At 64.5% G+C, this 23,496-nt stretch carries 20 protein-coding genes; 10 read left to right on the top strand and 10 right to left on the bottom strand.

Translation table 11 applies throughout. The features are described from left to right. The first annotated feature begins 118 nt into the window (after positions 1-118). The 8 genes from LB568_RS30625 to LB568_RS30660 all read left to right on the top strand — a co-directional run bounded on the left by LB568_RS30625 (position 119) and on the right by LB568_RS30660 (position 7,796). Positions 119-1,054, top strand: a complete 936-nt coding sequence (locus LB568_RS30625; RefSeq protein ID WP_224732124.1) for an ABC transporter ATP-binding protein — start codon at positions 119-121, stop codon at positions 1,052-1,054. Then, positions 1,051-1,950 (top strand): branched-chain amino acid ABC transporter permease, encoded by a 900-nt coding sequence (locus tag LB568_RS30630; protein ID WP_224732125.1) that lies wholly within the window; start codon positions 1,051-1,053, stop codon positions 1,948-1,950. The genes LB568_RS30625 and LB568_RS30630 overlap by 4 nt, the downstream gene beginning before the upstream one ends. Positions 1,951-1,953: 3 nt before the next feature. Then, positions 1,954-2,994 carry a branched-chain amino acid ABC transporter permease gene (locus LB568_RS30635; protein ID WP_224732126.1) on the top strand — a complete coding sequence of 347 codons (1,041 nt, stop codon included), beginning with the start codon at positions 1,954-1,956 and terminating at the stop codon, positions 2,992-2,994. Between the two features lie 82 nt (positions 2,995-3,076). Next, entirely contained in the window at positions 3,077-4,414 is a 1,338-nt protein-coding gene (locus LB568_RS30640) for an ABC transporter substrate-binding protein (protein ID WP_224732127.1), read from the top strand. Between the two features lie 77 nt (positions 4,415-4,491). Further along, positions 4,492-5,298 (top strand): ABC transporter ATP-binding protein, encoded by an 807-nt coding sequence (locus LB568_RS30645; RefSeq protein WP_224732128.1) that lies wholly within the window; start codon positions 4,492-4,494, stop codon positions 5,296-5,298. 24 nt (positions 5,299-5,322) lie between these two features. Beyond that, a complete protein-coding gene (locus LB568_RS30650) occupies positions 5,323-6,570 on the top strand; it encodes an SfnB family sulfur acquisition oxidoreductase (RefSeq protein WP_224732129.1) in 1,248 nt (415 codons plus the stop codon). 61 nt (positions 6,571-6,631) lie between these two features. Continuing rightward, positions 6,632-7,192, top strand: a complete 561-nt coding sequence (gene msuE / locus LB568_RS30655; RefSeq protein WP_013891512.1) for an FMN reductase — start codon at positions 6,632-6,634, stop codon at positions 7,190-7,192. A 118-nt stretch (positions 7,193-7,310) separates the two neighbouring features. After that, entirely contained in the window at positions 7,311-7,796 is a 486-nt protein-coding gene (locus LB568_RS30660) for a hypothetical protein (protein ID WP_224732130.1), read from the top strand. On the opposite strand, the gene LB568_RS30665 is transcribed toward LB568_RS30660, so the two are convergent. The 5 genes from LB568_RS30665 to LB568_RS30685 all read right to left on the bottom strand — a co-directional run bounded on the left by LB568_RS30665 (position 7,786) and on the right by LB568_RS30685 (position 13,489). Next, entirely contained in the window at positions 7,786-8,346 is a 561-nt protein-coding gene (locus LB568_RS30665) for a sarcosine oxidase subunit gamma family protein (RefSeq protein WP_224732131.1), read from the bottom strand. The two genes, LB568_RS30660 and LB568_RS30665, sit on opposite strands and share 11 nt — an antisense overlap. After that, positions 8,339-11,212 carry a sarcosine oxidase subunit alpha family protein gene (locus LB568_RS30670; RefSeq protein WP_224732132.1) on the bottom strand — a complete coding sequence of 958 codons (2,874 nt, stop codon included), beginning with the start codon at positions 11,210-11,212 and terminating at the stop codon, positions 8,339-8,341. Before LB568_RS30670 ends, LB568_RS30665 begins: the two co-directional genes overlap by 8 nt. Beyond that, on the bottom strand, positions 11,209-11,475 hold the full coding sequence (locus LB568_RS30675) for a sarcosine oxidase subunit delta (protein WP_224732133.1): 267 nt from the start codon (positions 11,473-11,475) through the stop codon (positions 11,209-11,211). Before LB568_RS30675 ends, LB568_RS30670 begins: the two co-directional genes overlap by 4 nt. Positions 11,476-11,483: 8 nt before the next feature. Continuing rightward, the gene (locus LB568_RS30680) at positions 11,484-12,737 is read right to left on the bottom strand and encodes a sarcosine oxidase subunit beta (RefSeq protein ID WP_224732134.1); all 1,254 of its coding nucleotides are present in this window, start codon (positions 12,735-12,737) and stop codon (positions 11,484-11,486) included. 92 nt (positions 12,738-12,829) lie between these two features. Continuing rightward, complete coding sequence (locus LB568_RS30685; protein WP_041163957.1) at positions 12,830-13,489, bottom strand: TetR/AcrR family transcriptional regulator; 660 nt, start codon at positions 13,487-13,489, stop codon at positions 12,830-12,832. A gap of 280 nt (positions 13,490-13,769) precedes the next feature. Between LB568_RS30685 and LB568_RS30690 the strand changes: the two genes are divergently transcribed. Continuing rightward, positions 13,770-15,209, top strand: a complete 1,440-nt coding sequence (locus tag LB568_RS30690; RefSeq protein WP_013891505.1) for an aldehyde dehydrogenase family protein — start codon at positions 13,770-13,772, stop codon at positions 15,207-15,209. A gap of 75 nt (positions 15,210-15,284) precedes the next feature. Then, positions 15,285-15,860 (top strand): DUF1349 domain-containing protein, encoded by a 576-nt coding sequence (locus tag LB568_RS30695; protein ID WP_224732135.1) that lies wholly within the window; start codon positions 15,285-15,287, stop codon positions 15,858-15,860. Between the two features lie 69 nt (positions 15,861-15,929). Here LB568_RS30695 and LB568_RS30700 read toward each other — a convergent pair whose 3' ends face one another. The 5 genes from LB568_RS30700 to LB568_RS30720 form a co-directional block, all read right to left on the bottom strand. Further along, positions 15,930-17,504: a glycosyltransferase gene (locus LB568_RS30700; RefSeq protein WP_224732136.1), complete on the bottom strand. Its 1,575-nt coding sequence runs from the start codon at positions 17,502-17,504 to the stop codon at positions 15,930-15,932. Beyond that, positions 17,501-19,633 (bottom strand): glycosyltransferase, encoded by a 2,133-nt coding sequence (locus LB568_RS30705; RefSeq protein WP_224732137.1) that lies wholly within the window; start codon positions 19,631-19,633, stop codon positions 17,501-17,503. Before LB568_RS30705 ends, LB568_RS30700 begins: the two co-directional genes overlap by 4 nt. Further along, a complete protein-coding gene (locus LB568_RS30710; protein WP_263497327.1) occupies positions 19,630-20,241 on the bottom strand; it encodes a bifunctional DNA primase/polymerase in 612 nt (203 codons plus the stop codon). Before LB568_RS30710 ends, LB568_RS30705 begins: the two co-directional genes overlap by 4 nt. 168 nt (positions 20,242-20,409) lie before the next feature. Beyond that, positions 20,410-21,939, bottom strand: a complete 1,530-nt coding sequence (locus tag LB568_RS30715) for a mercuric reductase (RefSeq protein WP_224732138.1) — start codon at positions 21,937-21,939, stop codon at positions 20,410-20,412. Next, entirely contained in the window at positions 21,929-23,278 is a 1,350-nt protein-coding gene (locus LB568_RS30720) for a glucoamylase family protein (RefSeq protein WP_224732139.1), read from the bottom strand. Before LB568_RS30720 ends, LB568_RS30715 begins: the two co-directional genes overlap by 11 nt. Positions 23,279-23,496: the final 218 nt, after the last annotated feature.

Genomic DNA, 23,496 nt, shown 5'->3' on the forward strand with positions numbered 1-23,496 from the left:
GCAAGCTGGCCGGTCAAGCTCCGGCCAGCACACGAATGAAGGTGTTTCAGGTGCGCTCGATCTCCTCGGGCGGCATCGAGAATTCGCGCGCCTAAAGGCGCAATCGAGGACCTTGGAAATGCCATTGGCCAGCTATTCCCTTGGAATGATGGAGGCTTCGGTCTACGCGCCGGAAATCTTCGCGCGCGGCTTGCCGTCGGCGCCCCAGCCGGCGCTGCCTTCCGCGGGCCGTATCGAGCCGGCGGGGTCCGTTTCAGGTGCAGCCGCTCCGCTGCTTTCACTGCAAGCTATCGGACTGTCGTTCGGCGGCGTCGTGGCATTGGCCGATATCGACCTGTCGGTGCAACCCGGCGAGATCCGCGCCATCATCGGGCCGAACGGCGCCGGCAAGAGCTCGCTGATCAACGTCATCAGCGGCGTCTACCGGCCGGATCGCGGCCATGTCCTGCTCGACGGCGTCAGCCATGCCCAGGTGCCGACGCAGCGGCTGGCGCGTCTCGGAGTCGCCAGGACCTTCCAGAACCTGGCCTTGTTCAAAGGCCTCAGCGTCCTCGACAATGTCGCGTCCGGCCTTGCCTACAAGGTCCGCTCCAATTTTGCCGGCCAGGTGCTCGGCATTGGCCGCTCGCGCGGCGAGCAGCGTGAAACACGCGGCCGCGCCGACCAGATTCTAGAATTCCTCGACCTCACCGCCGTTCGCGAACGCCTTGTCGGCACGCTGCCTTACGGGCTGCAGAAGCGCGTCGAACTGGCCCGCGCACTGGTCGCGCAACCGCGCCTGCTTCTGCTCGACGAGCCGATGGCCGGCATGACATCAGGCGAGAAGAGCGAGATGGCGGGTTTCGTCCGCGCCGCGCGCGATCGCTTCGCCACCACCGTGGTGCTGATCGAGCATGATGTCGGCGTCGTCATGGGCCTGTCCGACCGCCTCGCCGTTCTCGACTACGGCCGCAAGATCGCCGACGGCACGCCTGACGAAGTCAGGAACGACCAGCGCGTCATCGATGCCTATCTCGGCGTCGCCTCCGACAATGAGGACGGGGCAGGCATATGATCGCCGACTTCGATTATCAGTTCTGCATCGAAGTGCTCGTCGGCGGCCTGCTCTCCGGCGTCATGTATTCGCTGGTCGCGATCGGCTTCGTGCTGATCTACAAGACCTCGGGCGTGCTCAATTTCGCGCAGGGCGCGCTGCTTTTGTTCGCGGCACTCACCTTCGTCAGCCTCGTCGAACGCGGCGTCCCGTTCGCGCTGGCCCTGGTCGCCACCTTCGCCATCATGGTGGCGATCGGCATCGCCATCGAACGCACGGTGCTCAGGCCGCTCACCAACAAGCCGCCGATCACTTTGTTCATGGCCACGCTCGGCCTGTCCTACATCATCGAGGGTGCCGCCCAATTGATCTGGGGCACGCAAGTCCACGGCCTCGATCTCGGCATCGAGGACGTGCCGCTGGAAGTCGGTGGCGTGCTGATCAGCCAGTTCGATATCTTCGCCGCGGTGGTTGCCGCCGGCATGGTTCTCCTGTTGTCGCTGTTCTTCCGCTACACCCGCATCGGCCTCTCCTTTCGCGCCGTCGCCGACGACCAGTTCGCCGCGCTTGCGGTCGGTCTGCGGCTGCCGCTGATCTGGGCGACCGTCTGGGCGGCCGCCGGCCTGGTCGCATTGGTCGCGGGACTGCTCTGGGGCGCCCGCCTCGGCGTGCAGTTCTCGCTATCGCTTGTGGTGCTCAAGGCGCTGCCTGTGCTGGTGCTCGGCGGCTTCGATTCCATCCTTGGCGCCATCGTCGGCGGACTGTTGATCGGTGCCAGCGAAAAGCTCGCCGAGGTCTATATCGGCGACTATTTCGGCGGCGGCATCGAGAGCTGGTTCGCCTATGTCGTCGCGCTCGTCTTCCTCCTGATCCGCCCTTCCGGCCTGTTCGGCCAGAAGCTCGTCGAAAGGATCTGAGCGATGACCGCGATAGCAAGCGATTTCCCGTCCACGCCGGCGCTGCCGAAATGGTTCGCGCCTGTCCTCCTGCTCGCCTTCGCCTATGGCGTCGTGCCGCTGACCGGCTCGAGCTACCTGTTCGAAGCGATCCTGCTGCCGTTCCTGGCGCTCAGCCTCGCCGGCGTCGGCTTGAACATCCTCACCGGCTATGCCGGCCAGGTGTCGCTTGGCAGTGCTGCCTTCATGGCGGCCGGCGCCTTCGCCGCCTACAATTTCAACTTGCGCGTCGAAGGCCTGCCGTTGATCGGCAGCATTGTTCTGGCCGGCCTCGTCGCGGCCGCGATCGGCATCGTCTTCGGCCTGCCGAGCCTGCGGCTGAAGGGCTTCTATCTGGCCGTCTCGACGCTTGCCGCGCAGTTCTTCGTGCAATGGGCGCTGACCAAGTTCAGCTGGTTCTCCAACAATTCGGCATCGGGCGTCATCGACGCGCCGAGGCTGTCGATTTCAGGCTTCGCACTCGACGGCGCCGTCGGCCGCTATCTCTTTGCGCTGACCATCGTCGCCGTGCTGACCTTCCTCGCTCACCGGCTGGTCTCCTCGCAGACCGGGCGCAACTTTATCGCCATCCGCGACAATGAAACCGCGGCCCGCATCATCGGCATCCCCGTGTTGAAGACCAAGCTTCTGGCCTTTGCCATCTCGTCCTTCATCATCGGCGTCGCCGGCGTCATCTGGGCCTTCGCCTATCTCAGAACCGTCGAGCCGGACGGCTTCGATCTCGACCGCTCGTTCCAGATCCTGTTCATCATCATCATCGGCGGCCTGGCATCGATCCGTGGCGCGTTCTTCGGCGCCGCCCTCATCGTGGTCTTCCCGCTTGGCTTATCGCGCCTCGGCGGCTTCCTGCTTGGCGATGTCTTTGACTCGGGCGTGCTCGACATGAGCCAGCGCATCGTGCTGGGCGCGCTCATCATCCTGTTTCTGATCCTTGAACCCGACGGGTTGGTGGCCCTGTGGGACAGGCTCCGAAGACGGCTCCTGTTCGCCTGGCAGACGAGCTGAGCTCCATCATTCGACATCAATCGCATTTGGAAATGAACCAGAGGCCGAACCAAGGACGGCCCATACCGGGAGTACCCAACCCATGAACTTTCTCAGCACAATCAAGGCGGCGGCGCTGTCCGCGGCGATGATCGTGTCGGTGGCCTTGCCCGCCGCTCACGCCGACGAACAATATTTCCCGCTGCAGAGCTATCGCGTCGGGCCTTACGCGGCTGGCGGCACCGGTTTCTTCGGCGGCTTCATCGACTATCTCAACCTCGTCAACATCCGCGACGGCGGCGTCAACGGCGTCAAGCTGACCTGGGATGAGTGCGAGACCCAGTACGAGGTCGAGCGCGGCGTCGAATGCTACGAGCGGCAGAAGAGCCATGCCGGTGCCGCCGCCTGGAACCCGCTCTCGGTCGGCATCGCCTACGCCATGATCGACCGTATCACCGCCGACAAGGTGCCGCTGATCACCGTCAACCACGGCCGCACCGATTCCACCGACGGGCGTGTGTTTCCTTATGTCTTCCCGCTGCTGCTCAACCCCTACAGCGAGACGTCCGGCATCGTGAACTACATCGCTTCCAAGGAAGGCGGCATCGACAAGCTGAAGGGCAAGAAGATCGTTGTGCTCTATCACGGCTCGCCCTACGGCAAGGAGACCATCCCGATCTATGAACTGCTGGCGCAGAAATACGGCTTCACCGTCCAGCAGATCGAGGTGCCGCATCCCGGCAACGAGCAGCAGTCGCAATGGCTGACCATCCGCCGCGCCAAGCCGGACTTCGTCGTCCTGCGCGGCTGGGGCGTGATGAACCCGGTGGCGCTGAAGACGGCGGTCAAGGTCGGCTATCCCGTCGACCACATCGTCGGCAATGTCTGGTCGAATTCGGAAGAGGATGTCATCCCCGCCGGCGACGCCGCCAAGGGCTACACCGCCATCACCACCCAGGCCTCCGGCAACAGCTACCCGGTGGTGCAGGAGATCGTGAAGACGGTCTACGGCGCCGGCAAGGGCAATCTGGAAGACAAGTCGCGCATCGGCTCGGTCTACCACAATCTCGGCATCGTCAACGGCATCCTGAATGTCGAGGCGATCCGCGTCGCGCAGGAGAAGTTCGGCCACCGCACGCTGACAGGCGACGAGGTCCGCTGGGGCTTCGAACATCTCAAGCTCGATCCGGCCAAGGTCGAGGCGCTCGGCGCCAAGGATCTGTTCCACTCGATCAATGTCAGCTGGGACAACCATGAAGGCGAGGGCTACGTGACCTTCCAGCAGTGGGACGGCAAGAAGTGGAACGTCGTCTCCGACTGGATCGCGCCGGACTGGGCGCTGCTGCGGCCCATCATCGAGAAGTCGGCCGAGGCCTATGCCGCCGAGAAGGGCATCAAGCTGCGCACCGCCGATGATGCCAATGCCGTGACCACCAACTGATCAGCCAGTGCCGGGCGCCGCGGACAGGTTCCGTAGCGCCGGCCGCTTTCGCTCCGCGGACCAGGGAAGAAGAGCCCATGCCGGACAATGACGTCATTCTTGCCGTGAATGCGGTCCACGCGACCTACAACCACGCCATCACGGCGCTGCACGGCGTCAGCTTCGAGATCAGGCGCGGCGAGATCCTGGCGCTGCTCGGCGCCAATGGCGCTGGCAAGACCACGACGCTGAAGGCGGTGTCGAACCTGCTGCCGGCCGTACGCGGCCAGGTCAACGCCGGCACCATCCGCTATGACGGCTCGGATGTCTCGCGCCGCAAGCCGGGCGATCTGGTGCGCGCCGGCCTGGTGCCGGTGCTGGAAGGCCGCCACTGCTTCAAGAGCCTCACCGTCGAGGAAAACCTGGTCGCCGGCGGCATCGGCCGCAGCGGTCGTCGCGCCGAAATCAACGTCGACCTCGAACGCATCTACGGCTATTTCCCCCGCCTCAGGGAAAAGCGCCGGACACTGTCCGGACTGACCTCCGGCGGCGAGCAGCAGATGACCGCGATTGGCCGGGCGCTGATGTCGCGGCCGCGCCTGCTCGTCCTCGACGAACCGTCGATGGGGCTTGCCCCGCTCATCGTCCAGGACATCTTCCAGACTCTGAGAAAACTCAATCGCGAGACCGGCCTGTCGATCCTGGTGGCCGAGCAGAATTCCGCGGTCGCGCTCAGATATGCCGACCATGCCACGGTGCTCGAAAACGGTGTCTCCGTCCTCTCTGGCCCGGCTGCAGAGCTTCGCCAGCGCGAGGATGTGCGCGCCTTCTATCTCGGTCAATCGACCTCCGGGCAACAGCCGTCAGCGGCTACCAAAACAGCCCATCTTCATGCCGTCGCCTGAAACGAAATTCGAAGGAGCAGTGAAATGACCGTCTCGACCGTCAAGACAGACCATGCCTCCGCCGCCGTGCCGCCCGTTGCAAGGCCATCGGCGCCAGCCCACATCATCAAGGATGACGCCGAAGCGATCGCCATCGCCCACGCACTCGCCGCCGAATTCGCCAAGGACTCCTCCAGGCGCGACCGCGAGCGGATCTGGCCGGTTGCCGAACTCGACGCCTTCTCGCAAAGCGGCCTCTGGTCGATCAATGTGCCCAGGGCATTCGGCGGACCGGAACTGTCCTACGCGACGCTGGCCAAGGTGATCGAGATCATCTCGGCGGCGGATTCTTCTATCGGCCAGGTGGCTCAGAACCATCTCGGTGTCATTGCCGCCATCCGCACCGTGTCGGACGCCGAACAGCAGAAACTGCTCTTTGGTGAGGCGTTGAAAGGCACGCGGTTCGGCAACGCCTTCTCCGAGTTCGGTTCCAAGCGTGCCGCCGATTTCGAGACCCGCTTTACCGATGCCGGCGACCATGTCGTGGTCAATGGCCGCAAATTCTATTCCTCCGGCGCGCTGCTCGCCCATCTGGTGCCGATCGTGGCGCTCGATGACGAGGGCCGCGCCTGGTATGCGATTGCCGACCGTGGCGCGCCCGGCCTGACAGTCATCGACGACTGGTCGAGCTTCGGCCAGCGCACGACGCTCTCCGGCACCGTGATCATCGACAACGTCAAGGTGCCGAAGGCTTTTCTGGTGCCCGGCTACAAGGGCTACGACAGGCCGACCGCCGACGGCGCCATCTTCCAGATCATCCAGGTGGCGGTGGACACCGGCATCGCCCAGGCGGCGATCGACGAGACGGTTCACTTCGTCAGGACCAGGAGCCGCGCCTGGATCGACAGCGGCGTCGACAATGCCTGGGACGATCCCTACACCATCCAGGCGATCGGCGACCTGACGCTGCGCCTGCACGCGGCACAGGCGCTGCTCGAAAAGGCCGGCCATGCGATCGACCGCGCCGTGATCGAGCCGACCGCCGAGACGGTCGCGCATGCGCAGATCGTCACCGCCGAGGCCAAGATCCTGTCGACCGAGATCGCCATTGCCGCGACCAACAAGCTGTTCGAACTCGCCGGCACGCGCTCGACGCTGGCCGAGCACAATCTCGACCGGCATTGGCGCAACGCCCGCACGCACACGCTGCACGATCCGGTGCGCTGGAAATATTCGATCCTCGGCAAATATTTTCTCAACGGTGAAAATCCGCCGCTGCACGCCTGGAGCTGATTTCCATCGGCGGGCGAAAGCCCGCCTAGCAAAAACTTCGACCATCAAGAGGCCCACTGCCATGTCAAATCCAACAGTCGTCGGCTTTTCCGGCAACATCACCCGGCCGTCAAAGACACGTGCCTTCGTCGATTTCGTCGCAAGGGACATTGCCGCGCGCCACGGCCTGTCGGCCAGCACCTATGACATCGAGGATGTCGGCCCATCGCTGGGCACGGCAAGGTGGGCACGCGACCTCGACAGCCAGGCGCAACCGATCCTGGCCCAGATCCTCTCCGCGGATGTGCTGGTGGTCGGTTCGCCGACCTACAAGGGCAGCTACACCGGCCTGTTCAAGCACTTCTTCGACCTCATCGATCCAGCCGCGTTGCGCGGCAAGCCCATCCTTTTGACCGCGACCGGCGGCGGCGAGCGCCACGCCTTGATCGTCGAGCATCAGCTGCGGCCGCTGTTCGGCTTCTTCGAGGCCTTCACCCTGCCGACTGCCGTCTACGCCACCGACAAGGATTTCACCGACGGCGTGCTGCGCTCCGAGGCGATCCTGAAGCGCGCCGCGCAGGCGGTGGACGAGGTCGGCTTCGTGCTGGCGAACCGCTCGGCGGGCAGGGTCGCCGCCGAATAGTCTCTCGTCATCGGCTTGCACCGAGGTCGAAATCGGCGTCTCGGGTAACCTCGCTTACCCGCAATTTACGACCGCCGGCTACAACGTTCCTGTCTGATTCGTCTGGGACAGGAACATCATGAGCAAAGCCCTCATATCCTTCGCGCTGGTCGCGGTGCTGACCGCCTTGCTCATGGCGTTGAGCCTGGCGGTGGCCAGGCACGGCTATCCCTATGGGGCGATCGGCGTCAGGCGCCTCGACGGCATTGCCGATGCCGGAACGTTCATTCCGCTGGCCGCCGTCTACTTCTTCAGCGCGCTGCTGATGATGATCCTGCCGATCCGTGCGGCCAGCATCGTGCTGACCCATGCCGCCGACGCGATCTTCTGGACGGTGATCGTGCTGCTTGCCACCATTGTCGGCGGCCTTCTTGCCAGATGGGCCTTCGGGCAGGGCAGCGCCCTGCTGGCATTATTGAACTGGCGGTTCCTGTTTGCCGTCGCCGTCGTCGGCTGTCACTTCGTCATGAACGAGCTGCGCCGCAACGTGCTGCTGCGCAGCCTGTTCTTCGTGGTCTTCGCCGCCGCGACGCTGGCCTGCCTGTTTTGGTCTTTCACGCTCTGAGCGTGATCGAGGCTGTCTGGCTCCCGGCCGCGATGTGGCCGGCAGCCTGCTCCATCCACGTCCACAGATAGGCGGCAAGACCGCGGTCGACGTGGATGCGCAGCTTGCTTCCATGGCGATAGACGATGGCGCTGATGCCGGCGAAGGAAAGCGCCGCACTGGCACTTGGCTGCCTGGGGTCGAGCGTCGTTCCACGGGCCATGAAAGCCTCGAGTTCCACGCCTTCGATTTCGAACACCTGCAGGCCGCCGCTGATCTCCGTCACCGCGAACCCTTCCTTGTGCCAGCCTGCCGCGATGCCAAGCGGGGTGTTCGACACCACGAGCAGCCGGTCGCGGGCCAGCCGCGCGGCATAGCGTTCGCCCTGCGCCGCGCCAAAGGCACCCACGCCATCCGCCTTCACGCCGGACAGACGCGCCCAGGCATCGAGGTCGCCGCTGACCAGTGTCTGGTCGAGGCCCATGACCGTACGCACCGCCAGGCCAGGCGTCATGATCGTTGCCGCCGGCCAGTCCGGCGCGATGGGCCATTTCTCCGCGAGATCACGCATTGAGCCGGTCTCCTGCCGGATCGAAGGCGCAAGCGGCGGCGATCGTCGCCGTCCTGATCTTGCCGAGATGCTGGATTTCGATCGTCTCGCCATGACGCGTTGCGCCACGCTCGATCAGGCCAAGCGCGATGGGGTGGCCAAGCGTCGGACTCTGATAACTTGACGTGACAAAGCCCAGGCTTTTCAGCTTGCCGTCGCGACGGTCGATGCCGTGCGCGCCTGTGGGCAATGGCGCTTCACCAGACGGCACCGACAAGCCGACAAGCTGCAAACGGTTACCGCGCGACGCCTCCTCGGTGAACAGCGAGCGGCGGCCGACATATTCGGTCTTGCGCTTGGCGCGGGGCCCTTCGCTGCCGAGATCATGCGGCAGCGTGGTGCCGTCAGTGTCCTTGCCGATGACGATGAAGCCTTTCTCGGCCCGCAGGATCATCAGCGCTTCGAGGCCGATGAAGACGGCGTCGAGCGCATGGCCGGCCTGACGCAGATGCGCCCATAGCGGTTCGGCACGATCGGCTCGGATCGAGATTTCGTAGCTTCTGTCGCCGGTGAAGCTGACACGGGCGATGCGAACCTGGTCGCCGCCATAGCGGCCATGGCCGACAGCCATATGCGGCAGGTCGGCATCGTCGAACGAGAGGCCGAGATCCAGCTTTTCCAGCAGTTTTCGCGCGTTTGGACCCGAAACGGTCAGCGTCGCCATTTCCGATGTGGCGTTGTGGATGTAGACGGCGTCGCGGCCGAAACGGTCCTGGCGCCATTCCTCCAGCCGGGCGTGCACGGCGGCAACATGCGAGGACGAGCACGAGACGACGAATCGATGCTCGTCCAGCCGCACCAGCACGCCGTCATCGAAGACCACGCCGTTCTCCGACAGCATGAAGCCGTAGCGGCAGCGGCCGGGCTTCAGCGTCGACATGGTGTTGTAATAGAGGAAGTCGACGAACGCGGCCGCCTGCGGTCCGATCACCTCGATCTTGCCGAGCGTCGAACCGTCGAACAATGCCACCGACTGGCGGGCACGCCGCGCCTCATCCTGGATGGCGCGATCCGCATCGGCGTCGCGGCCGCCATAATGGGCCGGGCGCAGCCAGCCGCCATATTCCTGGAAGACGGCGCCGCTGGCACGGTGCGCGTTTTCCAGCGGCAGCCGGCGCACCGGCGCCATCAGCTCGCCAACGCGCGCGCCAGCAAAGCTCGCCAGTGGCACCGGCGTGAACGGTGGGCGATACGTGGTGGTGCCGACCTCCGGCACCGTGCGGCCGGTAATGCCTGCCATCAGCGCCAGGCCCGGCAGGTTGGAGGTCTTGCCCTGGTCCGTCGCCATGCCGAGCGTGGTGTAGCGCTTGAGGTGTTCTACCGAGACGAAGTTTTCGCGTGCCGCCAGTTCGACGTCCTTCACCGTCACGTCGTTCTGGTAGTCGATCCAGATGCGCCCTTTCGAGCCCGGCATCGGCCATGCCGCTACTATGCCGCCAGTCGCCTCTGGTCCGGTGCTGCGCGGTGTTGCAGCACTTCCCTTGCCCGGGAAGGCGTCCGCGACGCCGGCGAACACATCCGACAGGCAAACCGCGCCAGCGGCTGCCCCGACGACGGAAATGCCGTCGACCGGGTCGCCCGGCAGGAAGGCGGCGCGCGCCTCGCTCCAGGCGAGCTTGCCCCTGGCCTGACCGAACAGATGAATGGTCGGCGTCCAGCCGCCCGAGACCAGCACGCAATCGGCATCGAGCCTGCTGCCGTCGTCGAGCGTCACGCCTTCGACGCGAAGCTTGCCGCGTGCCGAGGCAAGCGCCCGCCCTTTGAGCACCCGCGCATTGACGGGCGCGGCGGGCATGCCGTCGCGCCTGATGTCGACAAGCGTGACGTCGGCGCCGGCCTCCGCGACTGCCGCGGCAACCTCGTAGGCGCTATCATTGTTGGTCGCGACAACGATGCGCCGGCCGACCAGCACCGCATGGCGCCTGAGATAGGCGAGCGCCGCATCGGTCGACAGGATGCCCGGCAGGTCATTGTTGGCAAAGGGCAGCGGTCGCTCGATGGCGCCGGTCGCCAGCACGATCCGGCGCGGCCTGACCCGCCACAGCGTGTCCGGCCGGCCGTCGAGATGGCGCTGGTTCAGCCCGACCAGATTGTGGTCGTAAATGCCGAAGGCGGTGGTCCAGGGCAGGATCAGGTGGCCGTTGGCAGCTAGGTTCGCAACCGTCTCGTCGACCCACTCCGTCGCCGATTTCCCGTCGATCTCACCGGTGCGATGGCCGAGCGATCCGCCAGCTCGGTGTTGGTCATCGACAAGCACCACGGACAGGCCCGCAACGGCGGCCAGTCTGGCCGCTGCCAGCCCTGCCGGTCCGGCACCCACCACCAGCACGTCGCAATGGTGGTTGATCTGGTCCGATAGGCCCGGCGAGGCCCAGCCGGCGTCGACCTTGCCCAATCCGGCCATGGCACGGATGCGCGGCTCGAACATGTGCCAGTCCGGCCACATGAAGGTCTTGTAGTAGAATGCGGCCGGAATGAAGCGCGAAAAGCGGTCGAGAAAGGCGTTGCGGTCGGCCAGCGCATTGGGCGTCGCGTTGACGCTTTTCGCCACCAGTCCGTTGCGCGCCGGCTCGGTCGTGGCCCGCGTGTTCGGCGTCGCGCCGCCGACATCGACCAGCGCGTTCGGCTCTTCGACGCCCGCACCCCAGATGCCGCGTGGCCTATGATACTTGAAGCTGCGGCCGACCACCGCGACATCACCGGCCAGCAGCGCCGAGGCGATGGTGTCGCCGGCAAAGCCCTGCACGGTCGTGCCGTCGAAGCTGAAGCGGATCGGGCGCGAGCGGTCGATGGCGCTGCCGCCGGTGGCAAGACGCGAGGCGGTCACGCCGCGTGCTCCCCGCCAAGCGCGGCCGAGGACAGCACCTTGTGGGTGACGGTGTCACGTTCCATGACGAAGAACTCGCCGCAAGTCATGTGAACCCAGATCTCGCGCGCCGTGCCCTTCGGATTGCCGCGCAAATAGAGGTAATCGGCCCAGCGCTCGATCGGCACCTCGGCACCATCCGGCCGGACATTGCCGGCATCGCCGCCATAGTGGAATTCGGTCTCGTCGCGCGGGCCACAGAACGGGCAAGGGAAAAGCTGCATGATTGCCTCTAATGCGCAATGCCGGAGCCGGCCGCCTCGTCGATCAGTCGTCCGCTGGCGAAGCGGTCGAGGTCGAACGGGCGGCTGATGTCGTTGTGCTTGCCGGTCGCCACCAGGTTCGCCAGCAGCGTGCCGCCAGCGGGAATAGCCTTGAAGCCGCCGGTGCCCCAGCCGCAATTGAGGAACAGGCCCGGCAGCGGCGATTCCCCGATGATCGGCGACGAATCCGGCACGACGTCAACGATCCCCGCCCACTGCCGCATCAGCTTCAACTGGCCGAAGATCGGGAACATTTCCAAGACGCCGGCAATCACCGTTTCCAGCGTCGGCAGATTGCCGCGCTGCGCATAGGACGGGATGCGGTCGAGCCCGCCGCCGACGACGATCTCGCCCTTGTCCGACTGGCTGACATAGACGCCGCAGCCGGGTGACAGCACCACAGTGTCGAGGATCGGCTTGACCGGCTCGGAAACGCAGGCCTGCAGCGCATAGGAATTAACAGGCAGCCGGAACCCGGCCTTGGCCGCCAGCACCGAGGAATGCCCGGCCACCGCCATGCCGATGCGCTCGGCACGGATGACGCCACGTGTCGTCTGGACACCGCGGCAGCGGCCGCCTTCGATGATGAAATCGGTGATCTCGCAGTTCTGGATGATATCGACGCCAAGCCGGCTCCCGGCGCGCGCATAGCCCCAGGCAACCGCGTCATGACGCGCCGTGCCGGCCCGGCCTTGCCAGATGCCGCCGAACACGGGGAAACGCGCATCGGCCGAGAAATTGTATATCGGCGCTACGCGCCGGACATCCTTAGGCGAGAACAGCTCGGCATCGATGCCATTGATCTGCATGGCGTTGACGGTGCGCGCGCCGATCTCCATTTCGGCCGTCGAGTGGCAGAGATTGACCATGCCGCGCTGCGACAGCATGACGTTGTAGTTCAAATCCTTCGACAAGCCCTCATAGAGCCGGTGCGCCAGCCCGTAGAGCTCGACGCTTTCGGGATAATAATAGTTGGAGCGCACCACTGTGGTGTTGCGGCCGGTGTTGCCGCCGCCGATCCAGCCTTTTTCCAGCACGGCCACTCGGGTGATGTTGTGGTTCTTGGCCAGGTAATAGGCCGTCGCCAGCCCGTGGCCGCCGCCGCCGATGACGATCGCGTCATAGGCCGGCTTCGGCTCGGGCGAGCGCCAGGCCTGCTTCCAGCCGGTGTGGCCGGCCAGGCCTTCCTTGAAGAGCGATAATGCGGAATAGCGTCTGGTCATGGTGCGGCGGACAAGCCTGATTTCTCAGGGTAGCGTAGTGGCATTGTACATATATGTCTAGTTCGGTATCGCTTTGCGCACGACGGCTGGTGCTAACCTTTGCGTGCCATCGTCTCCACCACATAGCGCGAGAAATCCTCGACATCTGCGGTCGTGGGTTCCTGGCCGGTAAAGCTGCGCAAGTATGAAGCGACGTGAGGCAGGCGGCTGCTCATCGGCTCGTCGAGTTCGAGCGAGTAATAGCCGATCTGCATGAAATAGAGGATGCGGGCACGAACGAATGCGTCCTCCTCGTCATAACCATGGCGCATGAACATGTCGCGGATGGCGTTGACGCGTTCTTCGTCGGCTTCGTCGAGCGCGCGCCGGATTGCGGGCGAACGGCGCGCCCAGGCCCGGATCGCGAAATCCAGCCGGGGATCGAACAGCCTTTCGTCGACCCAGCATTCGAAGATGCTCATCACCCCGCGGACCACGGTGGCGGAAGGCCGCCTGGCGCGCTCGACGATGAATTTTGTGTTGGTCTGCCGCCAGTGGTCCAGCAGCTGGTCGAGAAGATCCTGCCGGCTCTTGAAATACCAGTAGAAGCTCGAGCGCGAGACGTCGAGCTGCTGGCCCAGCGTCAGCACGCGGACGCGCTCGACACCATCAGAGATCAGTGTTTCAAGCGCAAGCTTCAGCCAGTCTTCGCGAGTGGCCTTGACGTTGCCGGTGGCGCCGGTGCGTTGGATCGTCGTTTCGAGTGCTGCCATCGCACGACGCATGACACGCCGCACAGGCCAAATCAAGGTCATGGACACTACTGTACAGGGCGATTCATTCCGGTCTGAATGACGCCGCGTGGATATTAGCCGGATTGGTTTTCGGAATGCACCGCACCATCGGCGCGGAGACAAGCCTGGGCATTTTTGTCGCGGCGTCTCGGCTAGTGCGTGCTTTCGCGCAAAGCAATTGTCTGGCAAATACCAGTTCAGACGGATGCCGCCGCGCGGCCGGCAGCCAAGCCAGCAGCCAAGGCAGGAAGGCAAGATCATGAACGTATTTCGCAAGAACCTCATCGATGGCGAGTGGGTCGGCGACGCCGGCTCCCGTAACATCAATCCCTCGGATACCGGCGACGTCGTCGGCGAGTATGCCTCGGCTGGCGTCGAACAGGCCGGCCAGGCAATCGCCGCGGCCAAGGCGGCGTTTCCGGCATGGTCCCGCTCAGGTCCGCTGGCACGCCATGCGGTGCTGAAGAAGACCGCGGACGAGATCATGGCCCGCAAGGACGAGATCGGCCGCAATCTGGCGCGCGAGGAGGGCAAGACGCTGGCCGAAGGCATTGGCGAGACCATTCGCGCCGCCCAGATATTCGACTTCTTCGCCGGCGAGACATTGCGCCTGTCCGGCGAGATGGTGCCGAGCGTGCGCCCGGGCGTCGGCGTCGAGATCACCCGCGAAGCGGTCGGCGTGGTTGGTATCATCACGCCGTGGAATTTCCCGATCGCCATTCCGGCCTGGAAGATCGCGCCCGCTTTGGCCCACGGCAACACCATCGTCTTCAAGCCGGCGGAACTCGTTCCCGAAAGCGCCTGGTCCATCGTCGACATCCTGCATCGCGCCGGCCTGCCCAAGGGCGTGCTCAACCTCGTCATGGGCAAGGGCTCGGTGGTCGGCCAGGCCATGCTCGACAGCCCCGATGTCAACGCCATCACCTTCACCGGTTCGGTCGGCACGGGCAAACGCGTCGCCGCCGCGAGCGTCGAGCACATGCGCAAGTTCCAGCTCGAAATGGGCGGCAAGAACCCGCTGGTCGTGCTCGACGATGCCGATCTCGCGGTCGCCGTCGATTGCGCGCTCAACGGTGCCTTCTTCTCGACCGGCCAGCGCTGCACGGCCTCGTCCAGGCTGATCGTGACCGACGCCATCCACGACCGTTTCGTCGACGCGCTCAAGGACCGCATGGGCAAGCTGGTCATCGGCGATGCGCTCGACGCGCAGACGCAGATCGGCCCGGTCGTCGACGCCACTCAGTTGAAGCAGGACGAGGACTACATCGCCATCGGTGTCAGGGAAGGCGCGACCCTTGCCTTCGGCGGCGAACGGCTCGACCGCAAGACGCCAGGCTTCTTCCTGCGCCCGGCGCTGCTGACCGAGGCCACCAATGCCATGCGCTCTTCGCGTGAGGAGATCTTTGGCCCTGTCGCCAGCGTCATCCGCGTCAAGGATTATGACGAGGCGCTTGCCGTCGCCAACGACACGCCTTTCGGGTTGACGTCGGGCATCTGCACGTCGAGCCTGAAGCACGCCACCCACTTCAAGCGCAACTCCGAAGCCGGCATGGTGATGGTCAATCTGCCGACGGCGGGCGTCGACTTCCACGTTCCCTTCGGCGGCCGCAAGGGCTCGAGTTTCGGCCCGCGCGAACAGGGCCGCTATGCCATGGAGTTCTACACCACCGTGAAGACTGCCTACACGTTTGCAGGCTGATCGGGCGCAAGGTGGTCGGCGCCGGCCGGTCGGGCCAGCGGTCACGCAGCTCAAGAAACGGATCGGCGCGTCGCCATGGCATTGCAGGACCTGACCTGGCTCAACCCGCCGCCGCACCACGCCATCGACGGCGATACCGTCCATGCACGCACCGGCAAGGGGACCGATTTCTGGCGTGAGACCTTCTACGGTTTCTGGCGCGACAACGGCCATTTCCTGCATCGGCCAGTCGAGGGCGATTTCACCGCCGAAGTCACCGTCAGGGGCGACTACAAGGTGCTCTACGACCAGGCGGGGCTGATGGTCCGGCTGAGCGAAACGCACTGGATCAAGGCCGGCATCGAATACACGGATGGCCTCGCCTATGTCTCGGTCGTCGTCACCAACGACACGTCGGACTGGTCGCTGGTGGCCATTCATGCCGGCCCGGACGGCGTCAGGATCCGCCTGACGCGCCACGCCGAGGCGATCCGCGTCCAGTATCTCGATGCTTCGGACGGGGATTGGAAGCCGGTGCGGCTCGCCTATTTCCCGGTCTCGAAGACGGTCGATGTCGGCATGATGTGCTGTTCGCCGCAGCGCGAGGGTTTCGAGGTTATATTCTCCGGCTATTCTGTCGGTCCGCCGATATCGCGCGAGTTGCATGACTGACGCCTGGCGACATCTGCGGCCATCGTCGATCTGGAACCCTTAGGCAAGAAACTTCGGCGGGCTGCAGGCTCACCACGGCACGTGCAGTATTTCCAGCTTAGGCAGGCCGACCGGCCTGATGCCGAGATCGTTGGCGAGCACGCCAAAAGCTTCGGTCTCGATGAGGTCGCGGTAGGGAATTTCGGGGAAGCGAAGGCCGCCGCGATGCAAGGCGGCATCGACCAGGAGCATGGTTCCGCCGACCGCATCGAGGCCGATCATGTCGAGATGCCTGACATCGCTGAGATGATACCGGTTCGGTGTTTGCGCGGGAGGCTGGTGGAGACCGCCACGGATGTCGCGGTAATAGCGATAATCCCTTGTCTGCCGCCTTACGATGAAGCTGTTGAGGTCGAAACTGCCGCCGCCGGCGATCTTCACGCAGTTGGGCACCGCGATGCGATGTCCCGTGGCGATCAGCCGGTTGAGGGCATCGCCGGGAAAGCGCCAGACGTCGATGTCGATCCACAGTGCCCAGTCGTCGTCCTTGCTCAGCCCGTGATCGATCAGGTAATTTCGCACCTTGGCGATCGCGCCCCGCCTCACGCGTTGCATCCTGGGCCTTGCCCGTTTTGCCCGGTCGAGGCTGGTGCCGACCCGCCTTTGCAGCAGGACGATGTCACGATATTTGCCGGTTAATCCCGCCGTCGCGGCCTGCAGCCGCTCCCAGCTCCCATCCAGGCTGTCACCCTCGCAGAAAACCAGCTTGATCCTCTCCTTGGGATAGTCGAGCCCCTCCAGCGCATCGAGAAATGGCTGGATGAGGTCGGCGGCGTCGCGAAGCGGCACCAGTACGGCGACATTTTTGCCTGAAGGCGGCGGCGCCGACAGGACCGCTTTGTCGACGCCCGCTTTCGCCACGGCCTCATCGAGATACGCGCCACGCGTCAGCTGATACCAAAGCCGGTAGGCTCGATTGCGAAGCTTGGTGGTCCATTTCGGCGGCGGCTCAGGGATCCACCAGGTGCCGGCCCAGTGATGGATCGAAAGTGCTGTCGTGTCGTCGGCGGCCTCGCGCTCGGAGCTGCCGGCCGACGTCACCGGCGTGAACAGGCCGGAAGGATGAATGGCGAAGGCCGCCTGATCGCCGTAATTGCGCTGGGCGGAGGTCAGCAGGCAAGGACCGGTGGCGTCGAGCACATCCTTGGCGCCGACGAGCCCGGGCATCATCGACAGGACATGCAGCCAGAACGGATGACCGGGCGGGCTCGCCATCGTCCCGTTGAACAGGAGATAGGGCAGGCCGCGGAATTCCAGCTGGACGGCCGAATGCGAAGCCGGCTCCTTGCACAGCACGATCCGGGTCTCGTTCATGACCGGATCGAAGGGCGCGACGCATTCGCAGTCGATGTCGGCGTAGACCCCGCCAAAATGATGCAGAAGCATGTAGCGGGCCGCATCCGACCGCTCCACGCCGTTCGGGTACGTGCAGAACACCGGCAGGAAATCCGGGTAGTGCTCGGCAACGATATCGAGCAGCATCCGGTCGCTCCAGAACATCACCGTCCAGTGTGGATTGTGCCGCTTCCAGCTGTCGGCATACGCCTGGAAGCGCGCGGGGACACGGTCGGTCTTCCACGTCTGGTGCAGGATTGCTGGAATCATGCGGCGGGGCCGTTTGGTCCAAGCCCATCACGAACGGCGTCGCGGATCGCTTGCAGGCCGAACCTTGCCCATGCCGCCTGATGCGCGCGAAGGCGTTGCCGCGCCCGGCGTTCGGGATCGAGACAGAGTCCGATGGCCATCTCGGCAAGCGTCTCGTCGGTGTCAGACAGCAGCACCTCGTCGTTCCCGGCCAGGTCCAGGCCCTCGGCCGCGATCGGCGTGGCGATCACCGGCACACCCGCGGCCATTGCTTCCAGGATCTTGATGCGTGTGCCGCCACCCGCCGTCAGCGGGACGACGGTGAGATGCGCGCTGGACAAGAGTGGCGCCACGTCGGCGGGATCTTCGATGAGCTCCACACCAGGCAATCTGGCCAGTGCCTGCACGGCCGGTCTCGGCGTGCGTCCAGCCAGGACAAGCCTGGCATCCGGCAGGGCGTTTCGGATACGGGGCAATATGACACCGGCCAATCGCTGCGCGGCATCGACGTTTGGCGGATAGGCAAGATGGCCGATGAACACGATCACCGGAAAGCCGTTGCCGGTCGACGGCTCGGCAGGCAGGTGCGTGGGAACATCGCCGGTTTGCGGAATTCCGTTCGGAACCACGTGGATCGGAATCTTGTGCCGGGAAAGCCTCATCAGCTTCTGGCGATCCAGGTTCGAGCAGACCCATACCCTGTCGACAAGGGACAGCGCTTTTCTTTCAAGGAACCTGACGCCGAATGCCGCCGCGGTTCGCTTGGCACTGAGACGCCTGATCTGTGCTGCAAGGTCGGACTCGACATTGTGCATGTCGAGAATGATCTGCGCCGCCAGCGGGCGCAGGGGCCGCAGCAGCTTGAACAGGCCGAGGCCCTCGACAATGATGGTGTCAGGGCGGAATTCACGGGCGAGCGCCTCAAGCCGCGTCAGGGCGGAACGCGGTATGCGATTCTCCGCCCTGGTGCGCCACCACCCGACCGAGGCCGTGCGGGGCTCTCCCTGGATCGAAAGGCCCTCGACGCGGATCAATGGATCAGGCGCATTCCCTGCTATCTTCGGCTTCACCGAAACCAGGCACACCGGTCCGAACCTGGCGGCTGCGTCGGCATTGCGGAAGTTTCTCAGATCCGAACCTGAAGTTGGCGGAGAAGCCGGGTCGTACGACACGATCAGCGTGCGTCTTTCCCTGTCCCTCCTGGCATCCAACCGATGACCAGGCCGCTCGACAATGGCCCCGGCATGAATTCGGGTATGATATTGCAATGTCTTCCAACTCCCGCCCAGGGTCTTGTGGGCGCGAACGGCACGCATCATGCGCTTCGCAGCCCTGTATTGCTTGTGCTTGAGGAGCTGCCTGGAAATCCGCTGCGCGATCCAGGCTTTCCTCCATTGCAGAATGTCCTTAGCAAGGCCTAAACCGGCAAGCTTGTCCAGTTCCAGTGCGATCGCGAGAAATGTGGCTCGGGGGGTCTGGACGAATCGCCGCGCCATTCTCGCTTCGTCGTGGTGATAGAGAAGCACCGGCGCGGGGGTCGTCGCCACGTCGGAGCGTGCCAGCAGGGCCGCCCAATAGCAAGTATCCTCATCGAGACCGGTGGTTTCGGGAAAGCTGATGGCGGCCGTCGCCGCGGCTGCGACCAATGCGCTTCCCACGGCGATCGGCCACGCTTCATTGAGAAGGTAGCGTCGGGCGTTCAGGGCCCGATCGCTTGTATATCCATGTGGAGCCTTGAGCTTATCCGGCCGGCCCGCGGTGCGTCGAATGCTGGATCCGATCGACAGGCCGGCTCCGGGATTGCTCACAAGCGCCTCACGCAACAGCCCCAAGCCTCCCGCGATCACCTCGTCGTCGGTGTCGAGGAAGAACAGGAACTCGCCCTTGGCACGCGCCATACCGGCGTTGCGGGCGGCGCCGGCGCTGCCAAGCCGCATGCTGAGGACCTGCAGCGGCAATTCATATTTGCGGGCGCTTTGGATCGAGATAGCCGCGGTCTGATCGTTGGATCCATCGTCGACCAGAAGGATCTCACCGATGAGGTTTCTGTCCGGCACAAGGCTGCGCAGGGTCGCGTCGATCGTCGCGGCCGCATTCCTTGCGGGGATGACGATGCTGATGTCCGGTCGCGCGCCGTCCGGGATACTCATGCGGGCTCGAAGAAGCCACGGTTCAGCATGCGGTCATAGTGGTATTTGAACGGCGAGACCGCGCGAAGCGAGAGACTAGCGAGGCCCTCGATGGGCGACGGATCGACATCGAATGGTGAATGGTCCTTCAGCCAGCTGTAGGACGAGCCATCCTTGAGCATGGAGGGGCTGCCAACGACATAGCCCCCAAGCGCCTTCACGTGGCCGATCCGGCGCATACCGGCATAGAGGCTCGACGAAGCCGTCGGGTCGCGCGTCCTGAGATAGACATGGAACCCGTTCGGCGATCTTGCAATCGGCGTGCGACTTAAAAGGGCCTGGTGCTTGCTCGACCAGCTCAGATAGGTCGCGGCATCATCGAAATCCAAGATAAGAAGGTTGGAGAACCCTCCAAGGATTCCGACATTTCCGGCAAACTTACGGAACCAGCGCCGGATGTCATTACCGGTTGGCGGCTTCTGCGACAGATGAAAGGCAACCGATTGGAACGCCAACTCTTTCAGGTCCTTTCGACGGGCCTGCAAATGTAGGGGGCGATACTCCATTGCCTGGAGATCGAGATGCTTGCCCCCGGCACACAACGGCACGCAGATGTAGCCCTTGGCCAAGAGCCGGATTGCATATTCCGTTTCAGTTGCAGGCTGCATCCCCGAGTGTTCCGCGGTCGCACGGTGCGTCCAATCTTCCTTAGTCGTACTGGGTGCCGTCAAGGGCCGGGCGGGATACTTGGTCGTGTATTTGCGGACATTTCAGCGAAAAAGCTGCTCCATGCGCTGTCATCGCCTCGACCAGGCCAGCCAGCGCGCCGCCAGGCGCCTGCGCAAGGTGGTGAACCGCGTTCGCCGGTAGGCGTCGCCCGCCATCTTGATGCCTTGAGCCTGCGTCGGGAAGGGGTGGATCACGTCGGCCAGGGCATGCAATCCCATGCCTGACCGGATGGCGAGCGTCACCGCATTGATCATCTCGCCGGCGTGGGCGGCGACCACCGTCGCGCCGAGGATGCGGTCGGATCCCTCCCTGACATGGATCTTGACGAACCCCTCTTCCTCGCCGTCCATAACGGCACGGGCGACGTCGTGCATCAGCACCGTATAGGTCTTGACCGGAATGCCGTTCCGGCGTGCCTCCACCGGATAGAGACCGACATGGGCGATCTCCGGATCGGTATAGGTGCACCAGGGAACGACAAGTTCGCTGAGCTTCCCGCGCCCGCGAAACAGCGCGTTGCGCACGACGATGCGGGCGGTCGCTTCCGCCGTATGGGTGAACTTGTATTCCAGGCACACATCGCCCGCCGCGTAGATATGCGGATTTGTGGTCTTGAGATAATCGTCCACCTTGATGCCGTTGGCGTCATACGCGACCCCGGCGTCTTCCAGGCCAAGGCCATCGACATTGGGCGAACGGCCGACACCGGTGATGATCTCGTCGACGGAAATCGTCGTCACGTCGCCGTCCCGCATCAGGTCGGCGAGCTTCTGGCCGCCCTTTGTCCGCACCGCCACCACTTCGGTGTTCAGGCGCACCTCGACCCCCTCGCGCGCCAGCGCATCCGAAAGGATCTGCGCGGCGTCGCGTTCCTCGCCCGGCAGGAACATCGGATCGCTCTGCGCCAGGATGACCTTGGCGCCGAGCAGGCAGAAGGCCTGCGCCGTCTCGCAGCCAAGCGGCCCGCCGCCGATGACCAGCAGCCGTGGCGGGCACTTCGTGAGGTCGAACATGGTCTCGTTGTCGAGATAGCCGGCCTCGGCAAGCCCCGGAATCGCCGGCCCGCTTGGATGCGCACCTGTCGCGATCAAAGCCTTTCTGAACCGCAGCGTCTTGCCGGCGACCACCACCGTGTCCGTGCCGGCGAAGCGTGCCTCACCGAAATAGAGGTCGATGCCTTGCGAAGCGATGGCGGCGGCCGTATCGGTGCGGCTGATCCGCTGCCGGATCTGCCGCATCCGCATCATGGCGCGCTCGAAGTCGACGTGCAGACGCTCCGGCGTGTCGCCGCCGAAATTCTCGGCGTCGCGCATGTCGGCATAGAGCCTGGCCGTGCGGATGATCGACTTCGACGACACTCCGCCGACATTGACGCAGGCACCGCCGATCAGCCCGCGCTCGATCAGCGCGACCTTGGCGCCAAGGCTTGCGGCGTCGCGCGCGGCGGTCAGTCCGGCAGGCCCGGCGCCGACGACGACGAGATTGTAGGGACCGTCCGGCTCCGGGTTCTTCCAGCGCGGTGGATGCGCGCCCCGGATCAGCTCGACATCGTTGCGGTCGACCGGGAAAGCGGCGGCTTTTGTCCGTTCACGCGACATCGCGGCCCCCAGGCTCGGGGCTTGCGAGCTGCGACAGCCATCCGCCAGTGAAACCGGCCTTGTCCAGGCCGCGACGGATGTGAGGATTGGACCGCATCAACTCCCAGATCAGGCGCGAGCGGTGGTTCTCGATCATCATCGCCACGATGCCCTGGTCCAGCCCATAATGGCCTTCCGAGATCCAACCGTTACGGCCGAATTTTCGCCGGCTGGCCAATGTCGGATTGAAGCCGCTCGGCAGCCGGAAATTGTCGATCACCTGCGGATAGCGGTTGCCGAGATGGCGCAAGGCCGCCAGGCAAATGTCAGGCGCGAAGGGCAGCGACGCCGGATAGGACCATGGCGCGATCGTCCCGTCATCCGGCCCGAAAGGCGCCCCGCGCGCGGCGTATCCGGAAAACCGGTGGCGCCGTCGCTCCACGCTGGCGCGGAAGCCGCCCGGTCCGTCCCCGGCCGACAGTCCCCAGAGGTTCTCGCCATAGCCTTCAAAGCCATAGGGATTGTGCCGGGCATAGTCGCGGTGAAGGTAGGTCGAACGGCGGCTGTTTTCGAAATAGTCGGAATTCTTCTCGCGCATGAAGGCATCGCGGATGCCGGCGAAATCGATCCAGGCATGCGAGAATTGGTGCATGAACAGCGGCCCGCCATAGAGCACGTCATGGCCGTAGATGTTTTCCCACTGGTAGGTCGCCGTCCAGCCTTCGTAGCTGTCGTCCGACGTCGGGCTGTCGGGCGAGGCCATCGACAGCACATAGAGGATCGTCGCCTCGTTGTAGCCTTCCCAGCCATAGTGCAGAAAGCCGCTCTTGGGCTTCCAGCCTTGCCGCAAGGTCGGACTGCTGCCTTGCGCCCAGCGCCAGTCGACGCGCCGGTAGAGCGCCTCGGCCAGCTGGCGGATTTCGGTTTCCTTCTCATCCCTGCCGGCGAAATAGGCGCTCGCCACCAGGAAGCCGGCGATCAGCAAGGCGGTATCGACCATCGACAGCTCGCAACGCCAGACGCGCAGCCCGGTCCGCATATCGAGGAAGTGGTAGTAAAAACCCTTGTGGCCGGTGACCTCGTCGCCGCCGCCTTGCGGGCTGGCCGAGAAAAAACGCAGCGCGGCAAGGGTAAGCTCCACCGCCGTCTCGCGCGTCATCCAGCCGCGCTCGACGCCGATCGGATAGCAGGACAACGCGAAACCGACGACCGCGATGCTGGCCGGCGAATTCGGCCGCGACGTGTCGGCGACCAGCCCGTTGTCGGGGTTCACATTCTCCAGGAAATAGCCGAAGGCGGCGCGCTGATAGCGATCCAGAAGTTCGTCATCGGACAGCGTGGCGGGATATGCTTCAGGCAAACGATGCAAACTCCGGCCTGATGGTCGCGGCTCCCGCCGATCGCACGGCATCGGCACGGCGGCCGTGGGCGTTCGCTCCTGCCGGGCTGTCTCGTCGCGTCATGGCTTTCCCGCAAACCCTGTTATGTCATCACCATCCATCCGGACGTCAGCCACTATACGCCTGTCCAGCTCCGTTCGTTGCTCCGTCACGCGGAATTGTAGTTGGATCTGGCAGA

It is taken from the genome of Mesorhizobium sp. B263B2A, assembly GCF_020165775.1.
GTDB classification, from domain to species: domain Bacteria; phylum Pseudomonadota; class Alphaproteobacteria; order Rhizobiales; family Rhizobiaceae; genus Mesorhizobium; species Mesorhizobium opportunistum.